The organism is Mycobacterium sp. Marseille-P9652 (assembly GCF_902652685.1).
In the GTDB taxonomy this organism is placed as follows: Bacteria; Actinomycetota; Actinomycetes; order Mycobacteriales; family Mycobacteriaceae; genus Mycobacterium.
Map to the genome: position 1 here is coordinate 57,505 of NZ_CACRUY010000002.1, position 26,556 is coordinate 84,060.

The 26,556-nt window shown below is 69.4% G+C and carries 23 protein-coding genes, 1 tRNA gene and 1 pseudogene; 14 read left to right on the forward strand and 11 right to left on the reverse strand.

The window, feature by feature from the left end:
* Positions 1–90 precede the first annotated feature (90 nt).
* Entirely contained in the window at positions 91–1,002 is a 912-nt protein-coding gene (locus tag GPY60_RS01610) for a tetratricopeptide repeat protein (RefSeq protein WP_156685820.1), read from the forward strand.
* Positions 1,003–1,082: 80 nt separating this feature from the next.
* On the opposite strand, the gene glgB is transcribed toward GPY60_RS01610, so the two are convergent.
* Positions 1,083–3,278 carry a 1,4-alpha-glucan branching protein GlgB gene (gene glgB, locus GPY60_RS01615; protein ID WP_156685821.1) on the reverse strand — a complete coding sequence of 732 codons (2,196 nt, stop codon included), beginning with the start codon at positions 3,276–3,278 and terminating at the stop codon, positions 1,083–1,085.
* Position 3,279: 1 nt separating this feature from the next.
* Positions 3,280–5,397, reverse strand: coding sequence for an alpha-1,4-glucan--maltose-1-phosphate maltosyltransferase (locus GPY60_RS01620; RefSeq protein WP_231639241.1), 2,118 nt, complete (start codon positions 5,395–5,397; stop codon positions 3,280–3,282).
* Positions 5,398–5,675: 278 nt separating this feature from the next.
* On the opposite strand from GPY60_RS01620, the gene GPY60_RS01625 reads away from it, so the two are divergent.
* The gene (locus GPY60_RS01625) at positions 5,676–8,282 is read left to right on the forward strand and encodes a glycosyltransferase family 1 protein (RefSeq protein ID WP_156685823.1); all 2,607 of its coding nucleotides are present in this window, start codon (positions 5,676–5,678) and stop codon (positions 8,280–8,282) included.
* Here the strand turns inward: GPY60_RS01625 and GPY60_RS01630 are convergent.
* The gene (locus GPY60_RS01630) at positions 8,279–10,258 is read right to left on the reverse strand and encodes an ATP-dependent DNA helicase (protein ID WP_231639226.1); all 1,980 of its coding nucleotides are present in this window, start codon (positions 10,256–10,258) and stop codon (positions 8,279–8,281) included. The genes GPY60_RS01625 and GPY60_RS01630 overlap by 4 nt on opposite strands.
* An 8-nt stretch (positions 10,259–10,266) precedes the next feature.
* On the reverse strand, positions 10,267–11,565 hold the full coding sequence (locus tag GPY60_RS01635; protein WP_156685824.1) for a nicotinate phosphoribosyltransferase: 1,299 nt from the start codon (positions 11,563–11,565) through the stop codon (positions 10,267–10,269).
* Between the two features lie 67 nt (positions 11,566–11,632).
* Between GPY60_RS01635 and clpS the strand changes: the two genes are divergently transcribed.
* From clpS to rdgB, 8 genes are all read left to right on the forward strand, one after another.
* A complete protein-coding gene (gene clpS / locus GPY60_RS01640; protein WP_156685825.1) occupies positions 11,633–11,938 on the forward strand; it encodes an ATP-dependent Clp protease adapter ClpS in 306 nt (101 codons plus the stop codon).
* 25 nt (positions 11,939–11,963) lie between these two features.
* Complete coding sequence (aosR, locus tag GPY60_RS01645; RefSeq protein WP_156685826.1) at positions 11,964–12,542, forward strand: oxidative stress transcriptional regulator AosR; 579 nt, start codon at positions 11,964–11,966, stop codon at positions 12,540–12,542.
* Entirely contained in the window at positions 12,539–13,582 is a 1,044-nt protein-coding gene (locus tag GPY60_RS01650; protein WP_156685827.1) for a P1 family peptidase, read from the forward strand. Before aosR ends, GPY60_RS01650 begins: the two co-directional genes overlap by 4 nt.
* Positions 13,583–13,619: 37 nt before the next feature.
* Complete coding sequence (locus GPY60_RS01655; RefSeq protein ID WP_156685828.1) at positions 13,620–14,288, forward strand: rhomboid family intramembrane serine protease; 669 nt, start codon at positions 13,620–13,622, stop codon at positions 14,286–14,288.
* Positions 14,285–15,100, forward strand: a complete 816-nt coding sequence (gene murI / locus GPY60_RS01660) for a glutamate racemase (RefSeq protein ID WP_156685829.1) — start codon at positions 14,285–14,287, stop codon at positions 15,098–15,100. The genes GPY60_RS01655 and murI overlap by 4 nt, the downstream gene beginning before the upstream one ends.
* A gap of 115 nt (positions 15,101–15,215) precedes the next feature.
* Positions 15,216–15,998: a cyclic nucleotide-degrading phosphodiesterase gene (locus GPY60_RS01665; protein ID WP_197283502.1), complete on the forward strand. Its 783-nt coding sequence runs from the start codon at positions 15,216–15,218 to the stop codon at positions 15,996–15,998.
* Positions 15,999–16,021: 23 nt separating this feature from the next.
* Positions 16,022–16,801: a ribonuclease PH gene (rph, locus tag GPY60_RS01670; protein ID WP_156685831.1), complete on the forward strand. Its 780-nt coding sequence runs from the start codon at positions 16,022–16,024 to the stop codon at positions 16,799–16,801.
* A gap of 44 nt (positions 16,802–16,845) precedes the next feature.
* The gene (rdgB, locus tag GPY60_RS01675) at positions 16,846–17,451 is read left to right on the forward strand and encodes an RdgB/HAM1 family non-canonical purine NTP pyrophosphatase (RefSeq protein ID WP_231639229.1); all 606 of its coding nucleotides are present in this window, start codon (positions 16,846–16,848) and stop codon (positions 17,449–17,451) included.
* Between the two features lie 35 nt (positions 17,452–17,486).
* Here the strand turns inward: rdgB and GPY60_RS01680 are convergent, their stop codons facing one another.
* Both GPY60_RS01680 and GPY60_RS01685 read right to left on the reverse strand, forming a co-directional pair.
* Positions 17,487–17,834 carry a DUF3817 domain-containing protein gene (locus GPY60_RS01680; protein ID WP_156685833.1) on the reverse strand — a complete coding sequence of 116 codons (348 nt, stop codon included), beginning with the start codon at positions 17,832–17,834 and terminating at the stop codon, positions 17,487–17,489.
* Complete coding sequence (locus tag GPY60_RS01685; protein ID WP_156685834.1) at positions 17,831–18,214, reverse strand: hypothetical protein; 384 nt, start codon at positions 18,212–18,214, stop codon at positions 17,831–17,833. Before GPY60_RS01685 ends, GPY60_RS01680 begins: the two co-directional genes overlap by 4 nt.
* Positions 18,215–18,295: 81 nt before the next feature.
* Here GPY60_RS01685 and GPY60_RS01690 point away from each other — a divergent pair.
* A tRNA-Leu gene (locus GPY60_RS01690) sits at positions 18,296–18,379 on the forward strand.
* Between the two features lie 59 nt (positions 18,380–18,438).
* On the opposite strand, the gene GPY60_RS01695 is transcribed toward GPY60_RS01690, so the two are convergent.
* Positions 18,439–18,612, reverse strand: a complete 174-nt coding sequence (locus GPY60_RS01695; RefSeq protein WP_156685835.1) for a hypothetical protein — start codon at positions 18,610–18,612, stop codon at positions 18,439–18,441.
* Between the two features lie 148 nt (positions 18,613–18,760).
* Between GPY60_RS01695 and GPY60_RS01700 the strand changes: the two genes are divergently transcribed.
* Complete coding sequence (locus GPY60_RS01700; RefSeq protein WP_197283503.1) at positions 18,761–19,066, forward strand: hypothetical protein; 306 nt, start codon at positions 18,761–18,763, stop codon at positions 19,064–19,066.
* Here the strand turns inward: GPY60_RS01700 and GPY60_RS01705 are convergent, their stop codons facing one another.
* Positions 19,067–19,489, reverse strand: a complete 423-nt coding sequence (locus GPY60_RS01705; protein ID WP_156685837.1) for a thiol-disulfide oxidoreductase DCC family protein — start codon at positions 19,487–19,489, stop codon at positions 19,067–19,069.
* 82 nt (positions 19,490–19,571) lie between these two features.
* On the opposite strand from GPY60_RS01705, the pseudogene GPY60_RS01710 reads away from it, so the two are divergent.
* Both GPY60_RS01710 and GPY60_RS01715 read left to right on the forward strand, forming a co-directional pair.
* Positions 19,572–20,306 (forward strand): annotated as a pseudogene (locus GPY60_RS01710) (siderophore-interacting protein); the annotation flags it as partial.
* A gap of 100 nt (positions 20,307–20,406) precedes the next feature.
* Positions 20,407–21,477: a phosphotransferase family protein gene (locus GPY60_RS01715; protein ID WP_231639245.1), complete on the forward strand. Its 1,071-nt coding sequence runs from the start codon at positions 20,407–20,409 to the stop codon at positions 21,475–21,477.
* Here GPY60_RS01715 and GPY60_RS01720 read toward each other — a convergent pair.
* The 3 genes from GPY60_RS01720 to GPY60_RS01730 all read right to left on the reverse strand — a co-directional run bounded on the left by GPY60_RS01720 (position 21,463) and on the right by GPY60_RS01730 (position 26,499).
* Positions 21,463–24,786 carry a helix-turn-helix transcriptional regulator gene (locus GPY60_RS01720; RefSeq protein ID WP_370462635.1) on the reverse strand — a complete coding sequence of 1,108 codons (3,324 nt, stop codon included), beginning with the start codon at positions 24,784–24,786 and terminating at the stop codon, positions 21,463–21,465. The two genes, GPY60_RS01715 and GPY60_RS01720, sit on opposite strands and share 15 nt — an antisense overlap.
* A gap of 66 nt (positions 24,787–24,852) precedes the next feature.
* Positions 24,853–25,278 (reverse strand): pyridoxamine 5'-phosphate oxidase family protein, encoded by a 426-nt coding sequence (locus GPY60_RS01725; RefSeq protein ID WP_156685839.1) that lies wholly within the window; start codon positions 25,276–25,278, stop codon positions 24,853–24,855.
* Positions 25,279–25,326: 48 nt separating this feature from the next.
* Positions 25,327–26,499, reverse strand: coding sequence for an acyl-CoA dehydrogenase family protein (locus tag GPY60_RS01730; RefSeq protein WP_156685840.1), 1,173 nt, complete (start codon positions 26,497–26,499; stop codon positions 25,327–25,329).
* Between the last annotated feature and the right edge of the window lie 57 nt (positions 26,500–26,556).

The following is a 26,556-nucleotide window of genomic DNA, read 5'->3' on the forward strand; positions in this document are numbered from 1 at the left end:
TGACGCGGCCCGCGGCGCGGATTTCGCTGTGCGTGAGCGGCCGCCGCACCGGGTGGCTCGCGGGTCGTTCCGCATGCCAGACTTGACCGCGTGACGCGTCCGCGATCCTCAATCGGGCCCGCGATGGCTGGTGCGGTCGACCTGTCCGGCCTCAAACAGCGGGCACAGCAGAAGGCCTCGGCAGGCGGTCCCGGAGGCGGCGCCCCGACGCCCCCCGGTGCCACCGAGATCACCGAGGCCAACTTCGAAGCCGAGGTCCTGCTTCGGTCCGAGGAAGTGCCCGTGGTGGTGCTGCTGTGGTCCCCGCGCAGCGACGCCTGCATCGAGATGCTGGACATGCTGTCCGCCCTCGCCACCGAGGACAACGGAACGTGGGCGCTGGCGACGGTCAACGTCGACGTGGCGCCCAGGGTGGCCCAGATCTTCGGCATCGACGCCGTCCCCACCGTGGTGGCGCTGGCCGCCGGGCAGCCGCTGTCCAGCTTTCAGGGCATGCAACCCCCCGAGCAGTTGCGCCGCTGGGTGGACTCACTGCTGCAGGCGACGGCCGGAAAGCTCAGGGGCGCAAGCGGTTCGGAGGAAGTCGAGGCGGTGGACCCGCAGCTGGCGGCTGCGCGTCAACACCTCGACGAGGGCGATTTCGACGCCGCCAGGCAGGCGTATAAGGCGATCCTCGACGCCGACCCCGCGAGCGCCGAGGCGAAGGCAGCGATCCGCCAGATCGATTTCCTCACACGCGCAACGGGGCACCGCCCAGACGCGGTGTCCGTCGCCGACGCGGCGCCGGGCGACATCGACGCCGCCTTCGACGCCGCCGACGTGCAGATCCTCAACCAGGACGTGAGCGCCGCGTTCGCCCGGCTTATCGCGTTGGTGCGCAGCACATCCGGCGACGAGCGGACCCGGGTGCGCACCCGGCTGGTCGAACTGTTCGAGCTGTTCGACCCCGCAGACCCCGAGGTGGTCGCGGGCCGGCGCAACCTGGCCAACGCGCTGTACTGAGCGCGCGCGCGAACGTCGAGTTGTTTGCGCCGATCCGGCCGAACCGTGTCAACAAGTCGACGCTCGGCCCCAAAACACCGCTACTCGGGCTCGAACCACAACGCCGACGTGGGCGGCAGCACCATCACCGCCGAGGCCGGGCGGCCGTGCCAGGGGTCTTCGGTGGCGTCGACGCCGCCCATGTTGCCGATGCCCGAACCGTTGTAGACGGTCGCGTCGGTGTTGAGCACCTCGCGCCAACGCCCGGCCAACGGCAACCCCAGCCGGTAGCCGCTGTGCTCGCTGCCCGCGAAGTTGAACACGCAGGCCATCACCGAACCGTCGCTGCCGTACCGCAGGAAGCTCAGGACGTTGTTGGCCGAGTCGTTGGCGTCGATCCACGAATAGCCGTCGGGAACGGTGTCCTGGCTCCACAGCGCGGGACGGCTCTGGTAGATCGCGTTGATGTCCTGCACCAGGCGCAGGACGCCGTTGGAGAAGCCCTGCTCGTCAAGCTGCCACCAGTCCAGGCCGTTCTGCTCCGACCATTCGGCGCGCTGCCCGAATTCCTGCCCCATGAACAGCAATTGCTTGCCCGGGTGGGCCCACTGGTAGGCCAGCAGGCTGCGCAGCCCGGCGGCCTTGGTGTGGTTGTTGCCCGGCATCCGGCCCCACAGCGTGCCCTTGCCGTGCACCACCTCGTCGTGGCTGATCGGCAAGACGAAGTTCTCGCTGTAGGCGTAGAGCATCGAGAACGTGATCTCGCCGTGGTGGTAGCTGCGGTGGATCGGGTCGCGGCTGATGTAGTCGAGCGTGTCGTGCATCCAGCCCATGTTCCACTTCATCGAAAAGCCAAGTCCACCAAGGCTTGTCGGGCGGGTGACGCCCGGCCATGAGGTGGATTCCTCGGCGATGGTGACGATGCCCGGCGAATGCTTGTGCGCGGTGGCGTTCATCTCCTGCAGGAACTGCACGGCCTCGAGGTTCTCGCGGCCGCCGTAGACGTTCGGGGTCCAGCCGCCCACGGGCCGCGAGTAGTCCAGGTAGAGCATCGACGCGACGGCGTCCACCCGAAGCCCGTCGATGTGGAACTCCTCGAGCCAATACAGCGCGTTGGCCACCAGGAAGTTGCGCACCTCCGCGCGCCCGAAGTCGAAGACGTAGGTGCCCCAGTCGAGTTGCTCGCCGCGCTTGGGGTCGGAGTGCTCGTAGAGCGGGGTGCCGTCGAACCGCCCCAGCGCCCACGCGTCCTTCGGGAAGTGAGCGGGCACCCAGTCCACGATGACGCCGATGCCCGCCTGGTGCAGCGAGTCCACCAGGACGCGGAAGTCGTCGGGCGTGCCGAACCGCGACGTCGGTGCGTAGTACGACGTCACCTGGTAGCCCCAGGATCCGGCGAACGGGTGCTCGGCCACCGGCAGCAATTCCACGTGGGTGAACCCGTGGTCGACCACGTACGCGGTCAGCTGGTGGGCGAGGTCGCGGTAGCTCAGCCCCGGGCGCCAGGAGCCCAGGTGAACCTCGTAGGTGCTCATCGGCTCGAACACCGGATTGCGCTCGGCGCGCCGCGTCATCCAGTCGGCGTCGCTCCACTCGTACCGGCTGCGCGTCACCCGCGAGGCGGTGTGCGGCGGCACCTCGGTGGCGAAGGCCATGGGGTCGGCGCGCTCGGTCACGGCCCCGTCGGCGCCGTGCACCCGGAACTTGTACAGGCCCTCCTGCGGAAAGTCGGGCCAGAACAGCTCCCAGACGCCGGACGAGCCCAGCACTCGCATCGGGGCGTCGTTGCCGGTCCAGCCGTTGAACTCGCCGATCAGGTTGACGCCCTTGGCGTTGGGCGCCCACACCGCGAACGAGACGCCGTTGACCACCCCGTCGGCCGTGGTGAACGAACGAGGATGCGCGCCAAGCACTTCCCACAGCCGCTCGTGGCGGCCCTCACCGAACAGGTGCAGGTCGACCTCGCCGAGCGTGGGCAGGAAGCGGTAGGCGTCCGCGACGACGTAGGGCTCACCACCGGGGTAGGTGATCTCCAGCCGGTAGTCGATCAGGTTGACGAACGGCAGGGCGACGGCGAACAGGCCGGCCTCGACGTGCTGCAGCGGGAAGCGGTCCTGGCCCACCAGCGCGACGACCTCTTCCGCGTGCGGACGAAACGCCCGGATGACGGTGTGGTCGCCGTACTCGTGGGCCCCCAGGATGCCGTGCGGGTTGTAGTGCGCGCCGGCCAGCAGGAGCGAGAGGTCCTCGGGGTCGGGCGCCAGGTGCGTCTTGGCGAGTTGATCGGCTTGGCTCATGTCACAATCCCTCCGGTCCGTGTGGCGGCCTACGGAGCAGCGTCATTCGGGACTCCTGCGGGATGACCGGCATGTTGATCACATGCGCGACCGCCCGAGCAGGGTCGATGCGAACGTAGTTTGCTTGCCCCCATTGGAATTCCTGGCCGGTGATTTCGTCACGTACCCAAAATCGCTCGTAGGGCTCCATACCCAATGCCGCCATATCCAAAAACAGCGTGGCTTCCTCGGCGCCGAAGGCGTTGAGCGTCACCACCACCAACACGCAGTCGCCGGTAGTGGGATCGAACTTGCTGTAGGCCAGCAGGGCGTCGTTGTCCACGCTGTGGAAATGAATGGTCCGCAGCTGCTGCAGGGCGGGGTGCAGACGGCGAATCTCGTTGAGCCGCGTGATGAACGGCTCCAGCGAGCGACCCTGTGCCAGCGCGCCCTCGAAATCGCGGGGGCGCAGCTCGTACTTCTCCGAGTCCAGGTACTCCTCGCTGCCCTCGCGCACCGCGCGGTGCTCGAACAGCTCGTAACCCGAATACACGCCCCACGCGGGTCCCATGGTCGCCGCCAGCACCGCGCGGATCGCGAACATGCCGGGGCCGTTGTGCTGCAGGGACGCGTGCAGGATGTCGGGGGTGTTCACGAACAGGTTGGGGCGCCGGAAGTCCGCCGCGGCGGCGATCGCCTCGCCGAACTCGGTGAGTTCTCGCTTGGACGTGCGCCAGGTGAAGTAGCTGTAGGACTGCGTGAAACCGATCTTGGCGAGGCCGTACTGTCGGGCCGGCGGCGTGAACGCCTCGGAAAGGAAGAGCACGTCGGGGTCGATCGCCTTGACCTGCCCGATCAGCCACGCCCAGAAGTTCGGTGGCTTGGTGTGGGGATTGTCGACCCGAAAGAACTTGACGCCGTGGTCCATCCAGTGCCGGACGACCCGCAGCACCTCGTCGTACAGGCCCGCGGGGTCGTTGTCGAAGTTGAGCGGGTAGATGTCCTGATACTTCTTGGGCGGGTTCTCCGCATAGGCGATGGTGCCGTCGGGCAATTCGGTGAACCAGTGCCGGTGATCGCGTGCCCACGGATGATCCGGCGCGCACTGCAGCGCCAGGTCCAGGGACACCTCCATGCCCAGATCCCTTGCGGCGGCGACGAATTGGTCGAAGTCCTCGATGGTGCCCAGCTGCGGGTGGATCGCGTCGTGGCCGCCCTCGTCGCTGCCGATCGCCCAGGGCGAGCCCACGTCTCCCGGCGCTGCGGTCGGAGAGTTGTTGCGCCCCTTGCGATGTACCTTGCCGATCGGGTGGATCGGCGGTAGGTAGACGACGTCGAAGCCCATCCTCGCGATGCGGGGCAGCTGTTGGGCCGCCGTGGCGAAGGTCCCGTGCACGGGGTTGCCCTCGGCGTCCCATCCGCCGGTGGAGCGAGGGAACATCTCGTACCACGAACCGAAGCGGGCCAGCGGCCGGTCCACCCACACGCCGTACGTTTCGCCGCGAGTCAGCAGGTCGCGCAGCGGGTAGCTCGCGAGAAGCTCCTCCACCTGCGGCGACAGGGCCAACGCGGTGCGGCCGAGCGGGTCTCCTGGTTGCCGCAACGCCGCGGCCGCCTCCAGCAAGGGATCCCGCAGCGCGCGCGGGACACCGGTGGCGGCCCGCTCGAACAGCGACGCGCCGACCAGCAGGTCGTTGGACAACTCCGTTTCGCCCTGGCCCGCCTCGAGCTTGGCGGTCAGACCGTGCCGCCACGTTTCGATGGGGTCACCCCACCCGTCGACCCGAAACGTCCACAGCCCGACCCGGTCGGGGGTGAACTGGCCGTTGAAAACGTAGGGTTCGCCGCCAAGCGTCATGGGAAACAGCAGGGGCTTGATCCGCTGCTGGTCGGCGCCATCGGCGGCCTTCGCCGCAAGCGGCTTTTCGGGGGCCTGAACCGCCTTGATCCTGCGGGTTTCGTTCACCTGCGGGTAGCGCGGTCCGAGGTAGCGGACGACAAGCGTCGCCGCCACCGCGTCGTGGCCCTCACGCCACACCGCGGCGCTCACGGGTACCACCTCGCCGACCACGGCCTTGGCCGGATATGCGCCGCAGGAAACGACTGGCTGGACGTTATCGATCTCGACACGACCGGGCACAACCACTCCGTTCATTGCCCGGATTCTCCTCGGCCCGCTTCGCGGCCCGCGTCCTCGCCGGGCGTCTTCCGATTGCGTGTGCGGCCAAACCGCGGTGTGCTCCGTCGCGGAATGCCTCTCGTCTGGCGAAATTCTGTCGTGAAATTTCTGCGCGGGGAAGCACCGTCGCCGCCCCAACACCTAACCTCTACCCACCCTAGTGGCCGGTCACACCCCCGGCGGAAAACGTCGACGGCATCGCCGTGCGAGCGCCGAAATCCTCAGTAAGGTAAGGACGCGTGAAAGCCCTTCGCCGGTTCACCGTTCGCGCGCATCTTCCGGAGCGTCTCGTCGCGCTGGATCAGCTGTCGACCAACCTGCGCTGGTCATGGGACAAACCGACGCAGGACCTCTTCGCGACCATCGACCCGACGCTGTGGGAGCGCTGCGGCAGCGACCCGGTGGCGATGCTCGGCGCGGTGAATCCGGCCCGGCTCGACGAACTCGCGCTCGACGAGAACTTCCTCGGCCGGCTCGACGAGTTGTCGGCCGACCTCAACGACTACCTCACCCGCCCGCTGTGGTACCAGCAGCGGTGCGAGGAGGGCGTGCCTATGCCCACCGGCATCGCCTACTTCTCCATGGAATTCGGCGTCGCCGAGGTGTTGCCCAATTACTCGGGCGGCCTCGGGATCCTCGCCGGCGACCATCTCAAATCCGCGTCCGATCTCGGCGTGCCGCTCATCGCGGTGGGCCTCTACTACCGTTCCGGGTACTTCCGGCAGTCGCTGACCGCCGACGGCTGGCAGCACGAGACCTATCCCTCGCTGGACCCGCAGGGGCTGCCGCTGCGGCTGCTCACCGAACCCGGCGGCGAGCCGGTCCTGGTCGCGCTGACGCTGCCCGACTTCGCGCTCCTGTATGCCCGGGTGTGGGTCGCGCAGGTCGGTCGCGTCCCGCTGCTGCTGCTGGATTCCGACGTTCCGGAGAACGAGCACGACCTGCGCAGCGTCACCGACCGCCTCTACGGCGGTGACCAGGAACACCGGATGGTGCAGGAGATCCTCGCCGGCATCGGCGGGGTGCGGGCGATCCGGGCGTTCACCGCGATCGAAGGGCTGCCTGCGCCCGAGGTCTTCCACATGAACGAGGGCCACGCCGGCTTCCTCGGCGTCGAACGCATTCGCGAGCTCATCGCCGATGCGGGATTGGACTTCGACACGGCGCTGGCCGTCGTGCGTTCCAGCACCGTGTTCACCACCCACACCCCGGTGCCCGCCGGCATCGACCGCTTCCCGCTCGACATGGTGCAGCGCTACCTCGGCAGCAAGCCCGGCGCGGACGGCGATTCCACGCTGCTGCCCGGCGTGCCGACCGCGCGGATCCTGGCGCTCGGCGCCGAGGACGACCCTTCCAAGTTCAACATGGCGCACATGGGCCTGCGGTTGGCGCAGCGCGCCAACGGCGTCTCGCTGCTGCACGGGCGGGTCAGCAGGAGCATGTTCAACGAGCTGTGGCCCGGGTTCGACCCCGACGAGGTGCCGATCGGGTCGATCACCAACGGGGTGCACGCGCGCACGTGGGCCGCGCCGCAATGGCTGCAGCTGGGGCGCGAGCTGGCCGGCTCCGACTCCTTCGCCGACCCCGGTGTGTGGCTGAGGTTGCAGCAGGTCGACCCGGGCCATCTGTGGTGGATCCGCTCGCAGTTGCGGTCGCTGTTGGTCGAGGACGTGCGCCGCCGGCTGCGGAACTCGTGGCAGGAGCGGGGCGCGTCGGAGGCCGAATTGGGCTGGATCGCAACGGCTTTCGATCCGGACGTGTTGACGATCGGATTCGCCCGGCGGGTACCGACATACAAGCGGCTGACGCTGATGCTGCGCGACCCCGATCGGCTGGAGAAGCTGCTGCTCAACTCCGAGCGGCCCGTCCAGCTCATCGTCGCGGGGAAGTCGCACCCGGCCGACGACGGGGGAAAGGCCCTCATCCAGCAGGTGGTGCGCTTCGCCGACCGGCCCGAGGTGCGGCACCGCATCGCCTTCCTGCCCGACTACGACATGTCGATGGCGCGGCTGCTGTATTGGGGGTGTGACGTCTGGCTCAACAACCCGTTGCGCCCGCTCGAGGCGTGCGGCACCTCGGGAATGAAGAGCGCGCTCAACGGCGGGCTCAACCTGTCCATCCGGGACGGATGGTGGGACGAGTGGTACGACGGCGAGAACGGTTGGGAGATACCGTCCGCCGACGGGATCGCCGACGAGACGCGGCGCGACGACCTGGAGTCCAGCGCGCTCTACACCCTCCTGGAGCAGGCGGTGGCGCCGAAGTTCTACGAGCGCGACGAGCGGGGTGTGCCGCCGCGCTGGATGGAGATGGTGCGCCACACCCTGCAGACCCTCGGGCCCAAGGTGTTGGCCTCGCGCATGGTTCGCGACTACGTGGAGCGGTACTACACGCCGGCGGCCGAGTCGCTGCGCAAGACGATCGCGCCGACCGACGCGAGTGAGGGCGAGTTCGGTGCCGCGCGCGAGCTGGCCGCGTACCGGCGGCGGGTCGAGCAGGCATGGCCGAAGATCGACGTCACCGACGTCGACAGCACGGGCCTGCCGGACAGTCCGCAGCTGGGCTCCAAGCTGACCCTGACCGCGACCGTCCAGCTCGCCGGTCTACGGCCGGACGAAGTCCAGGTGCAGGCGGTGCTGGGCCGGGTGGACGCCGGCGACGTGTTGCTCGAACCGGTGTGCGTGGACATGTCGCACACGGGAAGCGCCGACGGCGGCACCGAGATCTTCTCGACGACGACGCCGCTGCCGCTGGCGGGCGCGGTGGGGTATACCGTGCGCGTGCTGCCGCACCACCCGTTGCTTGCCGCCAGCAGGGAGCTCGGCCTGGTCGCGCTGGCTCGTTAGCCACTCTCCCGAAGCCGCTCCAGCGCCGCGCGCACCTGTGCCGAGTTGGTGGTCTGCCAGAACGGGGGCAGCGACGCCCGTAAGTAGCGGCCGTAGCCGGCGGTGACCATCCGCGAGTCGAGGACGGCGACCACCCCGCGGTCGCTCACGCGACGCAGCAGCCGGCCCGACCCTTGGGCCAACAGCAGGGCCGCGTGGTTGGCGGCGACGGCCATGAAGCCGTTGCCGCCGCGCGCGGCGGCCGCCCGCTGCCGCGCGCCCAGCAGCGGGTCGTCGGGCCGGGGGAACGGGATGCGGTCGATGAGCACCAACGACAGTGACGGACCCGGAACGTCGACGCCCTGCCACAGCGACAGGGTGCCGAACAGCGAAGTCTCGGGCTCCGCGCTGAACCGCTCGACCAGCGCCGAGGTGCTGTCGTCGCCCTGACACAGCACCGGCGTGGACAGGCGTTCGCGCATGGCCTCGGCGGCCGCGCGGGCGGCCCGCATCGACGAGAACAGGCCCAGGGTGCGGCCGCCGGCGGCGGTGATGAGCTCGGCGATCTCGGCGAGCTGCTCGGCCGAGCCGGTGCCGTCGCGACCGGGCGGGGGCAGGTGGGCGGCGACGTAGAGGATGCCGGCCTTGGCGTGGTGAAACGGCGACCCGACGTCGAGTCCTTGCCAGCTCAACCCGGGCTCCGCCAGCCCCCACGCCTCGGCCATCGCGTCGAAGGTTCCGCCGATCGTCAGCGTCGCCGAGGTCAGCACCGTGGTCGAGCGGGAGAACACCCGGGTGCGCAACAGATCGGCGACCGACAGCGGCGCCACCCGCAACACCGAGCGCGGCGAGCCGCGGTTGTCCTCGTGGTCGAGCCAGACGATGTCGGTGCGGTCCGGGATGGGGGGGCCGAACGACGCCAGGATCCGTGACGCGGTGTCGGAGATCTCGCTCAGCGCCGCCACCGCTTCGGCCCTCGCGGCCGCCGCCTTCGCGTCGCTCGTGGTGTCGATCGCCGTCCGCGCCGCGGTCGCCGCGTCCCGCAGGGCCGTCAGGTAGGTGGCCAGCTCCTCGTCCAGGCGGTCGAGGCGGCCCGGCGTCGCGTCGTGGATGGCCGCGGAAAAGTTGGCCGACGCGGCCTCGAGTCGCTGGTTGAGTTCCGGCCCGACCAGGCGGGCGATGCGCCGCGAGGCGACGCCGAGGGCGGCCGACGTCAACTCGGCGGCGGCCACCGACGTCACCCGGTCGACGAGTTCGTGCGCCTCGTCGACCACCAGCAGCGCGTGTTCCGGCAGCACCGCGGATTCGGCCACCGCGTCGATCGCCAGCAGCGCGTGGTTGGTGACGACGACGTCCGCCGCGCCGGCCCGCCCGCGCGCCCGCTCGGAGAAGCACTCGGTCCCGAACGGGCAGCGCGCGGGCCCGAGGCATTCCCGCGCGGACACGCTCACCTGCGCCCACGATCGGTCCGGCACGCCCGGCTTCAGGTCATCGCGGTCGCCGGTCTCGGTGTCCGACGCCCACGCGGTGAGCCGCTGCACGTCGCGTCCCAGAGCGCTGACGGCCATGGGGTTGAACAGTTCCTCCTGAGGGACGTCACCCGCGTCGTCGTCGGCACCCGCCGAGCCATTGTGAATCTTGTTCAGGCACAGATAGTTTCGCCGGCCCTTGAGCAGCGCGAACCGTGCGGGCCGGGGCAGGGCGTCGGCCAGTGCGTCGGCCAGCCGGGGGAGGTCGCGCTCGACGAGCTGGCGCTGCAGCGCGATCGTGGCCGTCGACACGACGACGGGCGAGTCGTCGCCGATCGCGCGAACGAGCGCGGGCACCAGGTACGCCAGCGACTTGCCGGTGCCGGTGCCGGCCTGCACCACGAGATGCTCACCGGTCTCGAACGACCGCGCCACGGCGGCGGCCATCTCCACCTGGCCGGCGCGCTCGCTGCCGCCGAGCGCGGCCACGGCGCGGGCCAGCAACTCGGACACGTCGGACGCGGTCACTTCCTTGGTCAGGCCCGGACCTGCGTGGTCGGTATCGCCGGGTCGCCGTGCGAGAGGTTAAGGCCCTCCCAGGGCAGGCTGCGCAGGCCGGACGCCACGAGCTCGCGGGCCGCGGCGAGATCGGGCTTGGCGACCACCTCGCCGCCGCGCACCAGCGGGACGGTCAGCACCCGGTACGGGTCGGCGGTTTTCGGTGGCCGGCCCGCCGGATGCACCACCTCCTCGACGACCGTGCCGGTCGGGCGCGACAGGCGGAGCGCCTCCTTGTGACCGCCGTGGGATTCCTTATGGCTGCTGCGCTTCTGCACGGGCATGCCGTCCACCTCGACGAGCTTGTAGACCATGCTCGCGGTCGGGGCGCCGGACCCGGTGACCAGCGACGTCCCGACCCCGTAGCTGTCCACCGGCTCGGCGCCCAGCGCGGCGATGGAGAACTCGTCGAGGTCGCCGGACACCACGATGCGGGTCGACGTGGCCCCCAGGTTGTCGAGCTGCTCCCGGACCTGGCGGGCCAGCACCCCCAGCTCGCCGGAATCGATGCGGACCGCACCCAGGCCCGTGCCGGCGGCGGCCACCGCGTTGTCGACGCCGGCCGTGACGTCGTAGGTGTCCACCAGCAGTGTCGTGCCGACTCCCAGCGCATCGACCTGGGCCCTGAACGCCGCCAGTTCGTCCGGGCCGTCCTTGCTGGTGTGCAGCATGGTGAACGCGTGCGCCGACGTGCCCTCCGCCGGTATCCCGTACTGCCGCTGAGCCTCAAGGTTGGAGGTCGCGGCGAAGCCGGCGATGTAGGCCGCGCGGGCCGCGGCGACCGCCGCCCGCTCGTGCGTCCGCCGGGATCCCATCTCCATGAGCGGACGCTCCCGCGCGGCGCTGACCATGCGCGCGGCCGCCGACGCGATCGCCGTGTCGTGGTTGAAGATCGACAGCGCCAGCGTTTCCAGCACCACGCATTCGGCGAAGGTGCCGGTCACCGACAGCACGGGCGAACCCGGGAAGTACAACTCACCCTCGGCGTAGCCGCTGATGTCGCCGCCGAACCGAAAATCGCGAAGGTACCGCAGGCAGTTTTCGTCGAGGAACTGCGCCAGCACCGCGCACGCGTCGTCGTCGAACCTGAAGTGCGGCAACGCCTCCAACAGCCGGCCCGTTCCGGCGACCACCCCGTAGCGACGGCCGTCGGGGAGTCGCCGAGCGAACAGCTCGAAGGTGGTCCGGCGGTCGGCGGTGCCGTCGCGCAGCGCAGCCGCCAGCATCGTCAACTCGTACTTGTCGGTGAGCAGCCCAGCTGAGACCGGGTCATCCATGCCATCACGGTATCGGCTGCCGTGCGCTGCTCGGTATTCAATCCGGGTGCTCGGTATCGTGTACGGCATGGTTGTTTCGTCAGCGCCCACTAAACCGGGCACTACCGGACAACGCGAGTCCACTCCGGTAGACGCCACGGCAAGCCCTTGGGTCACGATCGTGTGGGACGACCCCGTCAACCTGATGACCTATGTGACCTACGTGTTCCAAAAGCTGTTCGGCTACAGCGAGCCGCACGCCACGAAGTTGATGCTGCAGGTGCACAACGAGGGCAAGGCCGTGGTGTCGGCGGGCAGCCGGGAAAGCATGGAGGTCGACGTCTCCAAGCTGCACGCCGCCGGACTGTGGGCGACGATGCAGCAGGACCGCTGAGCGACGAGGGTATCGGCGATAGCCTGTGCGCAAATGGAAGCGCGTCGAGACCGCGAACGGTCCCCGTTTTCGGTCCTCCCTGGCCTCCCATGAGGCGGCCCTGCTCAGAAACCTCGCCGGTGCGATGATCGGACTGCTCGACGAGCGCGAATCATCCTCGCCCGCAGACGAACTCGAGGAGATCACCGGCATCAAGACCGGTAACGCCGATCCGCCGAGGGATCCCACCCTGCGCCGGCTGCTGCCCGACTTCGTCAAGCCCGACGACGACGGCCCGGTGCCCGAGGTCGCCGAGAGCCTGAACCCCGCACTGCGCAGCCTGCACGAGCCGGAGATCATCGAAGCGAAACGCGTTGCGGCGCAGCGATTGCTGGACACCGTTCCCGACAACGGCGGACGCTTCGAGCTGGACGAGACGGACGCCGAGGCCTGGGTCGCGGCCGTCAACGACATCCGCCTGTCGTTGGGGGTCATGCTCGAGGTCGGCCCGGAGGGGCCGGAACGCCTGCCGGCCGATCATCCGCTGGCCGTGCACTTCGACGTCTACCAGTGGCTGACCGTCCTGCAGGAGTACCTCGTCCTGGTCTTGATGGGCTCGCGATGATCACCGACGTCGGGGGCATCCGCGTCGGCCACTATCACCGCCTGGATCCCGATGCGTCACTGGGCGAGGGGTGGGCCTGCGGCGTCACCGTCGTCCTCACGCCCCCGGGAACCGTCGGCGCGGTGGACTGCCGCGGGGGTGCGCCCGGCACCCGCGAGACCGATCTGCTGGATCCGGCGAACACCGTGCGGTACATCGACGCGGTGTTGCTCGCGGGCGGGAGCGCCTACGGTCTGGCGGCCGCCGACGGCGTCATGCGCTGGCTCGAGGAACAGGGGCGCGGCATCGCGATGGAGGGTGGCGTCGTGCCGATCGTTCCGGGGGCGGTGATCTTCGACCTGCCCGTCGGCGGCTGGGACCGCCGCCCGACGGCCGACTTCGGATACCGGGCGTGCGCGGGCGCGGGCGACGGCGACGTGAGCGTCGGGACGGTCGGCGCCGGCGTGGGCGCCCGGGCCGGGGCGCTCAAGGGCGGCATCGGGACGGCCTCGACGACGCTGCCGTCGGGTGTCACGGTCGGCGCGGTCGTCGCGGTGAATTCCGCCGGCGACGTCGTCGACCCGGCCACCGGCCTGCCGTGGATGGCGGACCTGGCTGAGGAATTCGGGCTCACCGCACCGCCGGCCGAGCAGATCGAGGCGTTGGCACAGCTGCCTTCACGCTCGAACCCCCAGAGCCCCCTGAACACCACCATCGCGGTGGTGGCCACCGACGCGGCCGTGAGCGCCGCCGCATGCCGGCGCATCGCGGTCGCCGCCCACGACGGGCTGGCGCGCGCGGTCCGGCCGGCGCACACCCCGGTCGACGGTGACGCGGTGTTCGTCCTGGCGACCGGGGCGGTCGAGGCGGCGCCGCCGGCCGGCGCCAAGCCGCTGCCGGCCGCCTTCGCGCCGGACACGCCACTGGTCACCGAGGTGGGCATCGCGGCGGCCGACTGCCTCGCGCGCGCGGTCGTGGGCGGGGTGCTCGCCGCGCAGTCGGTGGCCGGAATACCGACCTACCGCGACGTGGTGCCGGGGGCATTCGCCGGCCGACGGTAGCCTGAAGGGCGCCGGGGGACGCTCTGAAAGGTCAGCTATGGGTAGGAGCACGCGACGTTCCGGCGCGCCGTCGACCCAGGGCAAGCGGCCGGAGTGGGTGGTCGGCGGGGCCACGATCCTCACCTTCGTGGCGTTGCTGTACCTCGTCGAGCTGATCGACCAGCTCGACGGCGGCAGGCTCGACTCCAACGGGATCAGGCCGCTGACCGCCGACGGCCTGTGGGGCATCATCTTCGCGCCGGTGTTGCACGCGAACTGGCAGCACCTCGCGGCCAACACCGTCCCGCTCCTGGTGCTCGGGTTCCTCATGACGCTGGCGGGCCTGTCCCGGTTCGTCTGGGCCACCGTGATTATCTGGGTTCTGGGCGGCTTCGGCACGTGGCTCATCGGGAACGTGGGCAGCTCCTGCGGCCCGACGGACCACATCGGGGCGTCCGGCCTGATCTTCGGCTATCTGGCCTTCCTGTTGGTATTCGGACTCTTCGTGCGCCGGGTGTCGAACATCGTCATCGGGCTGGTGGTCCTGTTCGCCTACGGTGGTGTCCTGCTCGGGGCGATGCCCGTGCTGCACCAGTGCGGCGGCGTCTCGTGGCAGGGCCATCTGTCGGGGGCGATCGCCGGCGTCGTCGCCGCGTACATGTTGTCGGCGCCGGAACGCAAAGCGCGGGCGGCGCGCAAAGCGGGCAGCGGGCGTCCGAAGACATGAGCTCATCCGAGGCGCCCGTCGGGATCTTCGACTCCGGCGTGGGCGGGCTGACCGTCGCCCGGGCCATCATCGACCAGCTGCCCGACGAGAACCTGATCTACGTCGGTGACACCCGCAACGGTCCGTACGGCCCGCTGACCATCCCGGAGATCCGCGCGCACGCGCTCGCCATCGCCGACGACCTCGTCGGGCGGGGCGTGAAGGCGCTCGTGATCGCGTGCAACACCGCGTCCGCCGCATGCCTGCGCGATGCGCGCGAGCGCTATGACGTCCCCGTCGTCGAGGTGATCCTCCCGGCCGTGCGCCGCGCGGTCGCCGCCACGCGCAACAACCGCATCGGGGTCATCGGCACCCGGGCGACCATCGACTCGCACGCCTACCAGGACGCGTTCGCGGCCGCCCGCGACACCGAGATCACCGCGGTGGCCTGCCCCCGATTCGTGGACTTCGTCGAGCGCGGCGTGACCAGCGGGCGTCAGGTGCTGGGACTGGCCGAGGGCTATCTCGAGCCGCTGCAGCGCGCACAGGTCGACACCCTGGTGCTCGGCTGCACGCATTACCCGCTGCTCTCCGGAATCATCCAACTCGCGATGGGCGACACCGTCACGCTGGTGTCCAGCGCCGAGGAGACCGCCAAGGAAGTGCTGCGCGTGCTCACCAAGCGCGACCTGCTGCGACCCCATGACGCGCCCCCGGCGGCGCGGGTATTCGAGGCCACCGGCGACCCCGAGGCGTTCACCAAATTGGCGGCGCGATTCCTCGGTCCGGCGGTGACCGGCGTGCAGCCGGTACACCAGTTCGGCGCGCGCTAGTACTCGGTGCCGGCCCGCGTCGCGCGGTCCGCCCGCGCCCGCGAGGGCGAGCGAGATTCTGATCACATCAATGCGGCGATGTTTTCGTCATCGTGCTATCGGGCATGGCACAGTAGTGTCCGTGCGAATAACCGTGCTCGGCTGCTCGGGCAGCGTGGTGGGGCCGGATTCGCCTGCGTCGGGTTACCTGCTCCGCGCGCCGGACACCCCGCCGCTCGTCCTTGATTTCGGCGGCGGCGTGCTGGGCGCGCTGCAGCGCTACGCCGACCCCAGTTCCGTCAACGTTCTTCTCACGCACCTGCACGCCGACCACTGCCTTGACCTCCCGGGGCTGTTCGTGTGGCGGCGCTACCACCCGGCCAAGCCCGCCGGCAAGGCGATGCTGTACGGACCCAGCGACACCTGGTCGCGCCTAGGCGCGGCGTCGTCACCGTACGGCGGCGAGATCGACGACTGCTCGGACATCTTCGACGTCCGGCACTGGGTGGACAACGAGCCGGTGCAGTTCGGGGCGCTGACGGTGTTGCCGCGCATAGTGGCCCACCCGACCGAGTCCTACGGCATGAGGATCACCGACCCCAGCGGCGCCTCGTTCGTCTACAGCGGCGACACCGGTGTCTGCGACCAGTTGGTCGAGCTGGCGCGCGACGCCGACGTCTTCCTCTGCGAGGCCTCCTGGACGCACGCCGCGGATCGTCCGCCCGCCCTGCACCTGTCGGGAACCGAGGCCGGGCGGGCCGCGGCCGAGGCCGGTGTTCGGGAGTTGTTGCTGACGCACATCCCGCCGTGGACGTCGCGTGAGGACGTGATCAGCGAAGCCAAGGCCGAGTTCGACGGTCCCGTGCACGCGGTGGTCTGCGGCGAGACGTTCGATGTCCGCCACTCCGAGAGGGTCTGAGCCGAGCGGTTAGGGTTGGCGTCGTGACCAGACGAGAAGACGGCCGCCTTGACGACGAGCTTCGCCCCGTTGTCATCACCCGCGGGTTCACCGATCACCCGGCGGGATCCGTGCTGATCGAATTCGGGCACACCAAGGTGATGTGCACGGCCAGCGTGACCGAGGGGGTCCCGCGCTGGCGCAAGGGTTCGGGCCTGGGCTGGCTCACCGCGGAGTACGCGATGCTGCCCTCGGCCACGCACACGCGCTCCGACCGCGAGGCCGTCAAAGGCCGCCTGTCCGGGCGCACCCAGGAGATCAGCCGGCTGATCGGCCGGTCGCTGCGCGCGTGCATCGACCTGCGGGCGCTGGGGGAGAACACGATCGCCGTCGACTGCGACGTGCTGCAGGCCGACGGCGGCACCCGCACCGCCGCGATCACGGGCGCCTTCGTGGCGTTGGCCGACGCGGTGACCTACCTGGCGGCGGCGGGCAAGCTGTCCGACCCGCGGCCGCTGTCGTGCGCGATCGCGGCCGTGAGCGTCGGCGTGGTCGACGGCCGGATCCGGGTGGACCTGCCCTACGAGGAGGACTCGCGCGCCGAGGTCGACATGAACGTCGTCGCCACGGACACCGGGACGCTCGTGGAGGTGCAGGGCACCGGCGAGGGGGCGACGTTCCCGCGCTCGACGTTGGACAAGCTGCTCGACGCCGCCCTCGGCGCCTGCGAGCAGTTGTTCGTCGCCCAGCGGGAGGCGCTGGCGCTGCCTTACCCGGGCGTCCTGCCCGAGGGACCGCCGCCGCCGAAGGCGTTCGGCACCTGAGCATGCACGATGGTGATGACCCGCCGCGCCCGGCTTCGCCGCGCTTGCGATCATCACGCCTGCTGGTTGCCAGCCGCAACCCCAAGAAGCTGGCCGAGCTGCGCCGGGTGCTCGACCGCGCCGGCCTGCCCGGTTTCACCCTGCTGTCGCTCGATGACGTGACGCCGTTCGACGAGGCACCCGAGACGGGCGCGACCTTCGAGGACAACGCCCTCGCCAAGGCGCGTGACGCGTTCGCCGCGACCGGCCTCGCGTCGGTGGCCGACGACTCTGGACTTGAAGTGGCGGCCCTGCGCGGAATGCCCGGCGTGCTGTCGGCGCGGTGGTCGGGCAGGCACGGCGATGACGCGGCCAACACCGAGCTGCTGCTGGCGCAGTTGCGCGACGTGCCAGACGAGCGGCGCGGCGCGGCGTTCGTCTCGGCCTGCGCGCTCGTCTCTGCGTCCGGCGAGGTCGTCGTGCGCGGGGAGTGGCGTGGTCACATCGCGCGCGAGCCCCGCGGCTCCGGCGGGTTCGGCTACGACCCGGTCTTCGTTCCCGACGGTGACGACCGCACCGCGGCGCAGCTCAGCCCGGAGGAGAAGGACGCGGTGTCGCATCGCGGCGGCGCGCTGGCGTTGCTGCTGCCCGCGCTTCGCGACCTGGCCTAGGGGAGCGAGCGTGAGGCCAGCCGCACGCTCTGGCGCTACAGCCCGAAGCGGGCCTTGACGTCCTTAGTCTGGAAGTGCTCGACGATGATGCCCAGCAGCGGGATGGTGCCGGCGAGCAGCACGCCGATCGTTTTGGCAATTGGCCAACGGACTTTCACCGCGAGGTTGAAGGCCGCCAACACGTAGACGAAGTACACCCAGCCGTGCACCACCTCGATCCAGCGGATCTCGTGGTGGAAAGCCAAGTGCGACACGATTTCGTAGCACAGGGCGATGAGCCAGAGTCCCGTCGCCCACGCCATGACGCGGTAGGCGAGCAGCGGGCCGCGAATCTTCTCGGCGGGCGCTGCGGCCGCGGCTCCGGAAGTGTCGGGGGTCGTCATGCGGTCGTCCTGTTCTGCCGTTCGGCGTCATCCTGCTTCGCGAGTTCGGCAAGGTAAGCGTTGTACTCCCGCAAGGCCGGATCCTCGGGCTCCGACCCCGTAGCCTTCGGGCGCTCCGGCAGCAGCCCGGCGGGAATCTCGGTGATCGTTCCGCTCGTGTGCGGTTCGGGTGGCTGCTCTTCGTAACGGACGTACTTGCGGTAGGCGTAGACGCAGAACCAGGCGAACAGCGGCCATTGCAGGGCATAACCGAGGTTCTGGAATGTGCCCGACACCGATTGGAACCGGCTCCACTGCCACCACCCCAACGCCAGGCAACCGCAGGCGGCGACGATCACCAGAGCGATCAGCGCGGGCCGGTGACGGCGGGTGGTGGACACCCTTTGACGGTACCGCTCGATCCCCTCGCCACAGCGTTGCCCGGCTACGTAGCACGGCCGGGCGGTACGATCGGCTCCGCCGCGGGCGTGATGAAATTGGCAAACATGATGGCTTTAGGTGCCATTGCTCGAAAGAGCTTGAGGGTTCGAGTCCCTCCGCCCGCACAACTGGATCACCGGCGCCCTACGCACGCGCTTGCGTGCGGGTTTGCTTGCGCTACAGCTTAAGCCGAGAGGGCCGCGTCCGGACCCAGCCAGGTCGGCGAGGCAAAGGGGGCGGCGAAAGGAATAGGACCGAAGGTCTGGTCTCCGCGCAGCATCTCCACCGGACGGCAGAACGCACAGAGCTCGGGGCCGATAGTGGGATAGCCACATGCGGCGCAGACGTCGACGCTCATCGGCCCGCACCTCCTTGGGAAGTCAACTGACGCTTGTGCAATGCACTCCAATTACCCCCATGGCGACCGGCTAAACGCGTCGCCGACGAGGTGAGTCATTCGCCGCGTCCCGGGTACCCGCAATTGCACGGGACGAAGGGGAATGTCCATGGCAATGGAAGACGAGGAAGTGTTCACAGCCGACGAGGTGGAGCGGGCGGAACGGAACGTGGCACAGGCCCGCGAACGCGCCGCCCTGGCGGGGTTTTTAGCCGCGGCCAGCTTCGAGGAATCCGCGCGCAGCCACGAGCGACTGGCCGCGGTCCAAGAGCGAACCGTGCGTCAAGGCGTCTCGCACACCGAGGCGCACCGCGAGTCCGCGATGTTCCATCGCAAGGCGGCCGCGGAGGACTATGAGCTGGCCGAGCTGAAGCGGAAGGAATCGGCGGCGGACCTCGCCATCGACTCTGACTAGTTATCCCACGAACCGGGCGCGGACCTCCGGCGGCGGCAGAGGGCAGCTGTCGTACCGGCCGAACACGCGGTAGCGGATGTGGGCGAGCCCGTCGTAGAGCCGGTCGCGCAGGGGCGCCGGCAGCAGGCGGGCGGCGCCCAACAGCTTCCACCGGCCGCCGAGATAATCGACCACCCGCAGCGCTGCTTCCGACCGCACCGCCACCCGCTCGGCGGCGCCCCCGGGGCCGTCCACGAACACCACGGAATCGACGCCCTCGATCTCCGGGTGCCGATCGATGATCGCTCGGGCGAAGTCGCTGTCGAGGGGCGCGAACCGCAGGGTGCCATCCCGATCGAACCGCAGCACGGTGCGCACCGCCCAGTTGCAGATCCCGCAGACGCCGTCGTAGAGCAACACCGGTGGCACCGCCTGCGCTTTCATACGGCCAGGGTACTGAGCCGGGGATCCAAGTTGACCAAAGGTTAGGCAACCCTTAGTTTGTAGGCGACGAAAGGGAGTGCCGATGGCGCGGGGCTTGCAGGGCGTGGTGTTGCGGGGTCTGGGCGCTCGCGACCACAAGGCGACGGTTCTCGAGACGATACGCATTGCCCCGCACTTCGTCCGGGTGCGCATGGAGTCGTCGACGCTGTTCGACGACGTGAAGGCCGAACCCGCGGCGTGGCTGCGGTTTTGGTTCCCGGACCCCGACGGGTCCAGCACCGAATTCCAGCGCGCCTACACGATCTCCGAGTCGGATGTCGCCGCCGGCCGCTTCGCGGTCGACGTGGTGCTGCACGAACCGGCGGGTCCGGCGTCGCGGTGGGCGCGGACGGTGGAACCCGCCACGACCATCGCGGTCACGTCGCTCATGGGCTCCTCCCGGTTCGAAGTGCCGACCGAGCAACCGGCCGGCTATCTGCTGATCGGCGACTCGGCGTCGATCCCGGCGATGAACGGCATTGTCGGCATCGTGCCCGACGAGGTGCCCATCGCGATGTACCTCGAACGGCACGACGACGACGACACCTTGATCCCGGTGGCGGAGCATCCCCGGCTGCGAGTGCAGTGGGTGGATCGCCGCGACGAGAAGTCGTTGGCCGCGGCGATCGAGGACCGTGACTGGTCGGGCTGGTACGCGTGGGCGACGCCGGAGGCGACGGCGCTCAAGCACGTGAAATCGCGGCTGCGGGGAGAGTTCCGCCTGCCGAAGTCGGCCGTTCATGCGCGCGCGTACTGGAGGGCCGGCCGCGCGATGGGTAACGCCACCGACTGACCACGCCCTGGGTCCCCTGCCGTATGCCTTACAGTATGTCGGTCGGACGCAGCCGTCCGGAGGCTGGAGGCGTGTGGTGAGTGCTGTGGTGTCCATTCCGCGGTATCCCGGCGATGTGACGCCGCAATGGCTCTCGGCGGCGCTCAGCCAACACGGCGCCCCCGTCGACGTCTCCGGGGTGGACGTGGTCGCCATCGGCACGGGGCAGACCGGGGCGACCTACCGGGTGACCGCGCGTTACGCGACGGACCCGGGGGAGCTGCCCGGCACGTTCGTCATCAAGCTGCCGGCCCAGGACGACACCGTGCGCGACCGGGTGGTGATCGGCTATCGCAGCGAGTGCGCCTTCTACCGGTCCGTGGCCGACCGGGTCCGGGTGTCGACGCCGCAGTGCTTCTACTGCGAGATCAGCGACGACGCAATGGATTTCGCTCTGCTGCTGGCCGATCAGGCGCCGGCGGTGCAGGGCGACCAACTCCAGGGCTGCGGCGAACAGGAGGCGCGCCTGGCGGTCGGCGCCCTGGCCGGCCTGCATGCGCCGAGTTGGTGTGATCCTCGCTGGCTTGACTTTCCCGGTATCGCGTTCGCGCGCCCGGACGAAGCGGGTGCGGCGGGAATGGGCGAGGTCGCGCGGATGAGCGCCGAGATCACGCTCGACAAACTCGGTGATCGACTGAGCCCGGAGGATCGCGAAACTTTGGGTTCGGCAATGGGATTGGTGGAGCCGTGGCTGCTGGCCGAGTATGACCGGTTTGCCTTACTGCACGGTGACTACCGCCTCGACAACATGCTGTTCGACCCTGATCGCACGCGGGTGAGCATCGTCGACTGGCAGACGCTGGGGGTGGGTCTGCCGGCCAGGGACCTCGCCTACTTCATTGCGACGAGCCTGAGCCCGGATGTGCGCAAAGGCATCGAGGGACGTCTCGTCGCCGACTATCACGACGCGCTGACGCGGTATGGGGTGAGCGGCTACGACCGTGAAACATGCTGGCGCGATTATCGTCTCGGGGTGCTGCAGGCGCCGCTCATCTCCGCGCTGGGGTTCGCCTTCGCCGCCGCCACCGAGCGCGGCGACGACATGGTGCTCACCATGCTGCGGCGGGGCTGCCAGGCCATCCGTGACCTCGGAACGCTCGAGCTAATCGCCGGTTGACCGGCGCGCCGCCTCCTGGGCCAACTGCATCCGCGATGACAGCCCCAATTTGGCGTAGACGTGCGTGAGATGCGTCTGCACGGTCCGCGGCGAGATGAAGAGCCGATCGCCGATGTCTTTGTTGCCCAGTCCTTCCCGGACGAGCCGGACGACGTCGTGTTCGGTCGGGGTCAGCGAGTCCCAACCGCTGGGCGGCCGTTTGCGCTCGCCGCGCCCACGGCGGGCGTAGGAGATCCCGTCCTCGGTGGACATGGCTGCGCCCGCGTCCCAGGCGGTGCGGAAGTCGGAATCTGACAATGCATCACGGGTCGCCTCCACGCAGGCCTCGTACTCGGCGTCGTAGATCCGGAAGCGGACGATGCCCGTGCGTCGGCGGGTCGCGTCCGCGGCACCGAGAAGCCTTGCTGCTTCGAGAGTATTGCCGGCGCCGAGGGCCACAGTGGCGAGGCACTCCAGAAGATCGGCAGTGAAGAGGTGGGCCCGTGTCTCGGCGGCACCGGCCAGTGCATCGTGTAGATCGCGTTCGGCCTGACCCGCTTGATGCTCCGCTAGCGCCACGCGCGCTCTGGTGAGTAAGGCCTGCACCATGAACCAGCCGCGCGCGACGGCGACGTCCTCGTCGGCCAGGCGACGGGCGGACGCCAAATCCGCGCGGGCAAGGGCGACCTGGGCCCCGGGCTTGACCGTTGTGGTCGCAAGCTGTTGCAACCCCGAGTCACCGAATAGTTCGCGCACGGCCTCGCCGGCATCGGTCGCCGCATCGACGTCGCCACTCGCCAGCGCCGCGAAGGACAGTGCCGCATACACGGTGCCCTCCATGTACCTGCCGATCTCGGCGGCACCCTCCAACGCCTCGAGCGCAAAAGCGCGTCCTTCGTCTGCACGCCCGCTATGAGTCAGGACATGACAGAGTCCCCCGCGGGCGGAGACCTGCCAGATCAGCGCGTGCGCCGCGTCGGCTTCGTTCACCAACTCGCGGTGCTGGGCCTCGGCGCGAGCGATGTCCCCGCGCACCCACCGCACCCCGTTCAGGCACCACCGGCAGCCCCGCGAATAGCCCCGGTCTCCGATCTCGTCGGCGAGCGCCCGGCCCGCTTTCGCGGCCGCATCTGCAGCATCGAGATCACCCGCACCCAGCATTGCCGTCAACGCCTTGCTGTAGAGGACGAGGGTCAGCCGCCATCGATCGCCGATGGCGCGGGCCAACTCTTCCGCCTCGGAGAGGTATTTGCCGGCGAGGCCGGAGTTGTTAGCCGCCACACGACCGCACGCGGCGAGAGCTCGCAGGACAAGCGCGGGATCGTCCAACCGTCGGGCTATCGCCAGCGAATCCTGAGCCCGTGCGAGGCTAGTCCCGTCGCGCATGTTGTCGAGAAAAGCCTTGTCTGCCATGGCTCGGGCCATCGCCGCGGGGGCCACCGCTGCGCCCTCGATGTCCGCATCGGCCAGGGCTGCGTCAAGCCAGTCGGATCCTTCCTTGAGGCGGCCCCGCGTCAGCCAGTAAGGCCACAGATATGCCGCGAGTTGCAGAGCGCTCGAAGTGTCCGCGCATTCACGGCTCCACCCGAACGCGCCGCGGAGATTGTCGAGTTCGAATTCCACCCGGTCGAGCAGACGCTCCATGCCGCTGTTCTCCGGTGCGTCGAGGGCGGCCGCCAATGCGGTGTAGTGATCGCGATGCCGGTCCCGAACGGCCACGGACTCGGGGGACTCACCGAGTTTCTCCTGCGCGTACTGGCGGATCGTCTCGAGCAGTCGGTACCGCGTTGCACCGCCGGCGGACTCGGCGATAACCAGTGACTTGTCGACCAGGAGTGCCAGCACATCCAGCACCTGATGTGCCGCCAAATCGCTGTCACACGCGACTTCGCGGCACGCTTCAAGGTCGAACCCGCTCATGAACACCCCAAGCCGGCGGAACAGGATCCGCTCGGGGTCGGTCAACAGCGCGTGCGACCAGTCCACCGAGGCCCGCAACGTCTGCTGGCGGCGTACCGCCGTGCGTGACCCGCCGGTCAGCAAGCGGAACCGATCCTGGAGGCCGGCCAGAATCTCGTTGGGCGACAACGCGCGGACCCGTGCGGCCGCCAATTCGATCGCCAGGGGCATGCCGTCGAGGCGTCGGCATATCTCGCCCACTATGGGCGCGGTGTGATCGTCGACGGTGAAGCCGGTCCGGGCATGCGCGGCACGCTCGCCGAATAACTGGACGGCATCTGCGTCCAGGGACAACGACGGCACCCGCCACGTCACCTCACCGGGCATCCCGATCGGCTCGCGGCTGGTCGTCAGGACCGTCAGCCGCGGGCAGGCTTCCAGCAACGCGGTGATCAGCGTCGCGCTGGCGTCCAGCAGGTGCTCGCAGTTGTCGACGACAACCAGCATGTGCCGGCCGCCGATGAACTGCAGCACGCTCTTCTCAGCGGAGCGCCCGGGCTGGTCCGGCAATCCCAGTGCCCGAGCCACCGTGAGAGGAACCAGTCCCGGGTCGGTGATCGGGGCGAGGTCCACGTACCAGGCACCGTCCTCGTACGCGTCTGCCACCGAGGACGCTACCTGTGTCGCCAGCCGGGTCTTGCCGACGCCACCGGCGCCCGTCAACGTCACCAGCCTGTTGTTCGCAAGCACTTCCCGCACCTCGGCCATTTCGTTCTCGCGGCCCACGAAACTGGTCAGCTGCAGCGGAAGGTGTTGCGCCGAAACATTTTCGCGGATCCGGAGCGGGGGGAAATCGTTGCACAGGTCGGGATGGCAGAGCTGCACCACCCGCTCGGGCCGGGGCAGGTCGCGCAACGCGTGAGTGCCGAGGTCGGCGAGCCAGGCGTCCCGGGGGAGCGTGTCGGCGATGATGTCGCCGGTGGTCCCTGACAGCACCGTTTGCCCGCCGTGCGCGAGTTCGCGCAGACGCGCGGTCCGGTTGATGGCCGGCCCGACGTAGTTGTTCTCGTCGCGCAGCTGCACCTCGCCGGTGTGGACGCCGATGCGCAGACGCAACGGCGCCAGGGGAGCCCGCTGCAGCGCAAGCGCGCAACACACCGCGTCGGACGCGCGACTGAACGCGATGACGAAACTGTCGCCCTCACCCTGCTCGACCGGGCGGACGCCGCGGTGTTCCACCACGAGTTCGGCCAGCGTCCGATCGAGATGGGTGATCGCCGCGGTCATCTCGTCGGGCTGGGACTGCCACAGCTGAGTCGACCCTTGGACGTCGGCCAGCAACAGCGTCACGGTGCCGGTCGGCACGGGCTGGTTCATCGCGTCGTCTACGCCCAGGTCGCTCCACTCGATCCCGCTCATGGTAGCCAGCATGCGACCGGCGCAGCGCCAAAAACATCAGCGGATGCGCGTAGATTTCCGCCCGGAAAGCGCTCCGGCCTACAGGTCGCCGGTGAAGTCCGCGCTCAGCCAGCGGTCGGGGCGGATGGTGAACATGACCTCCTCGACGCCCTCCATGCTTTGGACGAAGGCGCGGCCGCCCTCCTCACCGAGGTAGCGGATGGCGATGGCCTCCTGCACGTCCGCCGGGGCGGGGTTGTCCGTCTGCACGACGGTGCCCTCCACCACCACGTACTGATACGGAGGCTCCTCGCGCTGCACCACCAGCGTCACCGCACCGGCGCGCTCGATGAGCCGGGCCTTGCGGCTCGCGGCGCCGGTACCGATCCGGATGTTGCCGCCGGGGGTGTAGTCGTACCAGATCGGGACGCTGGCGGGCGGACGCCCGTCTGCGGCGACGGACAGCACCGCGACATGCTTGTCGGCAAGGAATTCCTGGCGTTCGGCTTCGCTGAAACTTCTCATGCGGACTAGGAACGCCGGTTCGCCGAGGCTATTCCCGGACGGGCCCGCTTATTGCCGGGCCGCCTTGACCAGGCTTGAACCGATGATCAGACGCTGGATTTCGCTGGTGCCCTCGTAGAGCCGCAGCAGCCGCACGTCGCGGTAAATCCGTTCGACCGGGACGCCGTGCATGTAACCGCTGCCGCCGTGGATCTGCACCGCGAGATCCGCAACCTTCCCGGCCATTTCGGTGCAGAAGACCTTGGCGGCCGACGGCGCCACTCGCCGGTCGGAGTTGGTCACCCACTGCTGTGCGGCGTCGCGGACGAGCGCGCGCCCCGCCATCACCCCGGTCTGCTGATCGGCGAGCATCGCCTGCACCAACTGGAAACTTCCGATCGGGGCCCCGCCCTGCGTCGCGGTGGCCGCATAAGACACCGACTCGTCGAGTGCCCGCTGTGCGGCACCCACGGCGAGCGCGGCGATGTGCACGCGCCCGCGCGCCAGCGAGGTCAGTGCGGCGCGATAGCCGATGTCTTCCGCCCCGCCGATCAACGCGTCCCCGCCGACGCGGACGTCGTCGAAGCTGACGTCCGCCGTCCAGGCGCCCTCCTGGCCCATCTTGGCGTCCTTCGCGCCGACCTCGACGCCGGTGGCATCCGCCGGGACGAGGAAGACGGCGATCCCCGCTTCGCGGTCGTCGGCAGGCCGGGTGCGGGCGAAGACCACGAACAGGTCGGCCGTGGGGGCGTTGGTGATGAACCGCTTCTGCCCGGAGATCACCCAGTCGTCCCCGTCCCGAACGGCCTTGGTGCGCAGGCCCGCCGGGTTCGATCCGGCGCCGGGTTCGGTCAACGCGAACGAGGCGACGACGTCTCCCGACGCCATCGGTTCGAGCCAGCGGTTCTTCTGCTCGTCGGTGCCGAAGCCGACGAGGACTTGGCCCGCGATGCCGTTGTTGGTGCCGAACATCGAGCGCACCGCCAACGACGTATAGCCGAGTTCCATGGCCAGTTCGACATCCTGGACCAGGTTCAGCCCGAGGCCGCCCCACCGCTGCGGTATCGCGTATCCGAACAGGCCCATCTTCTTTGCTTGTTCACGCAGATCGTCGGGCACGCGATCGTCGGCCATGATCTCTTGCTCGCGGGGCACCACCGCGGTGCGGACGAAGTGGCGGGTCTGGGCAAGGATCTCCGCGAAATCGTCGTCGGGGACTTCGTTGGCTTCGGCGGTGGACATGTGACAGGCGCTCCTCATGCGCCGGGGACGGGCACCCCGGCTCCCAAACGGATCCTA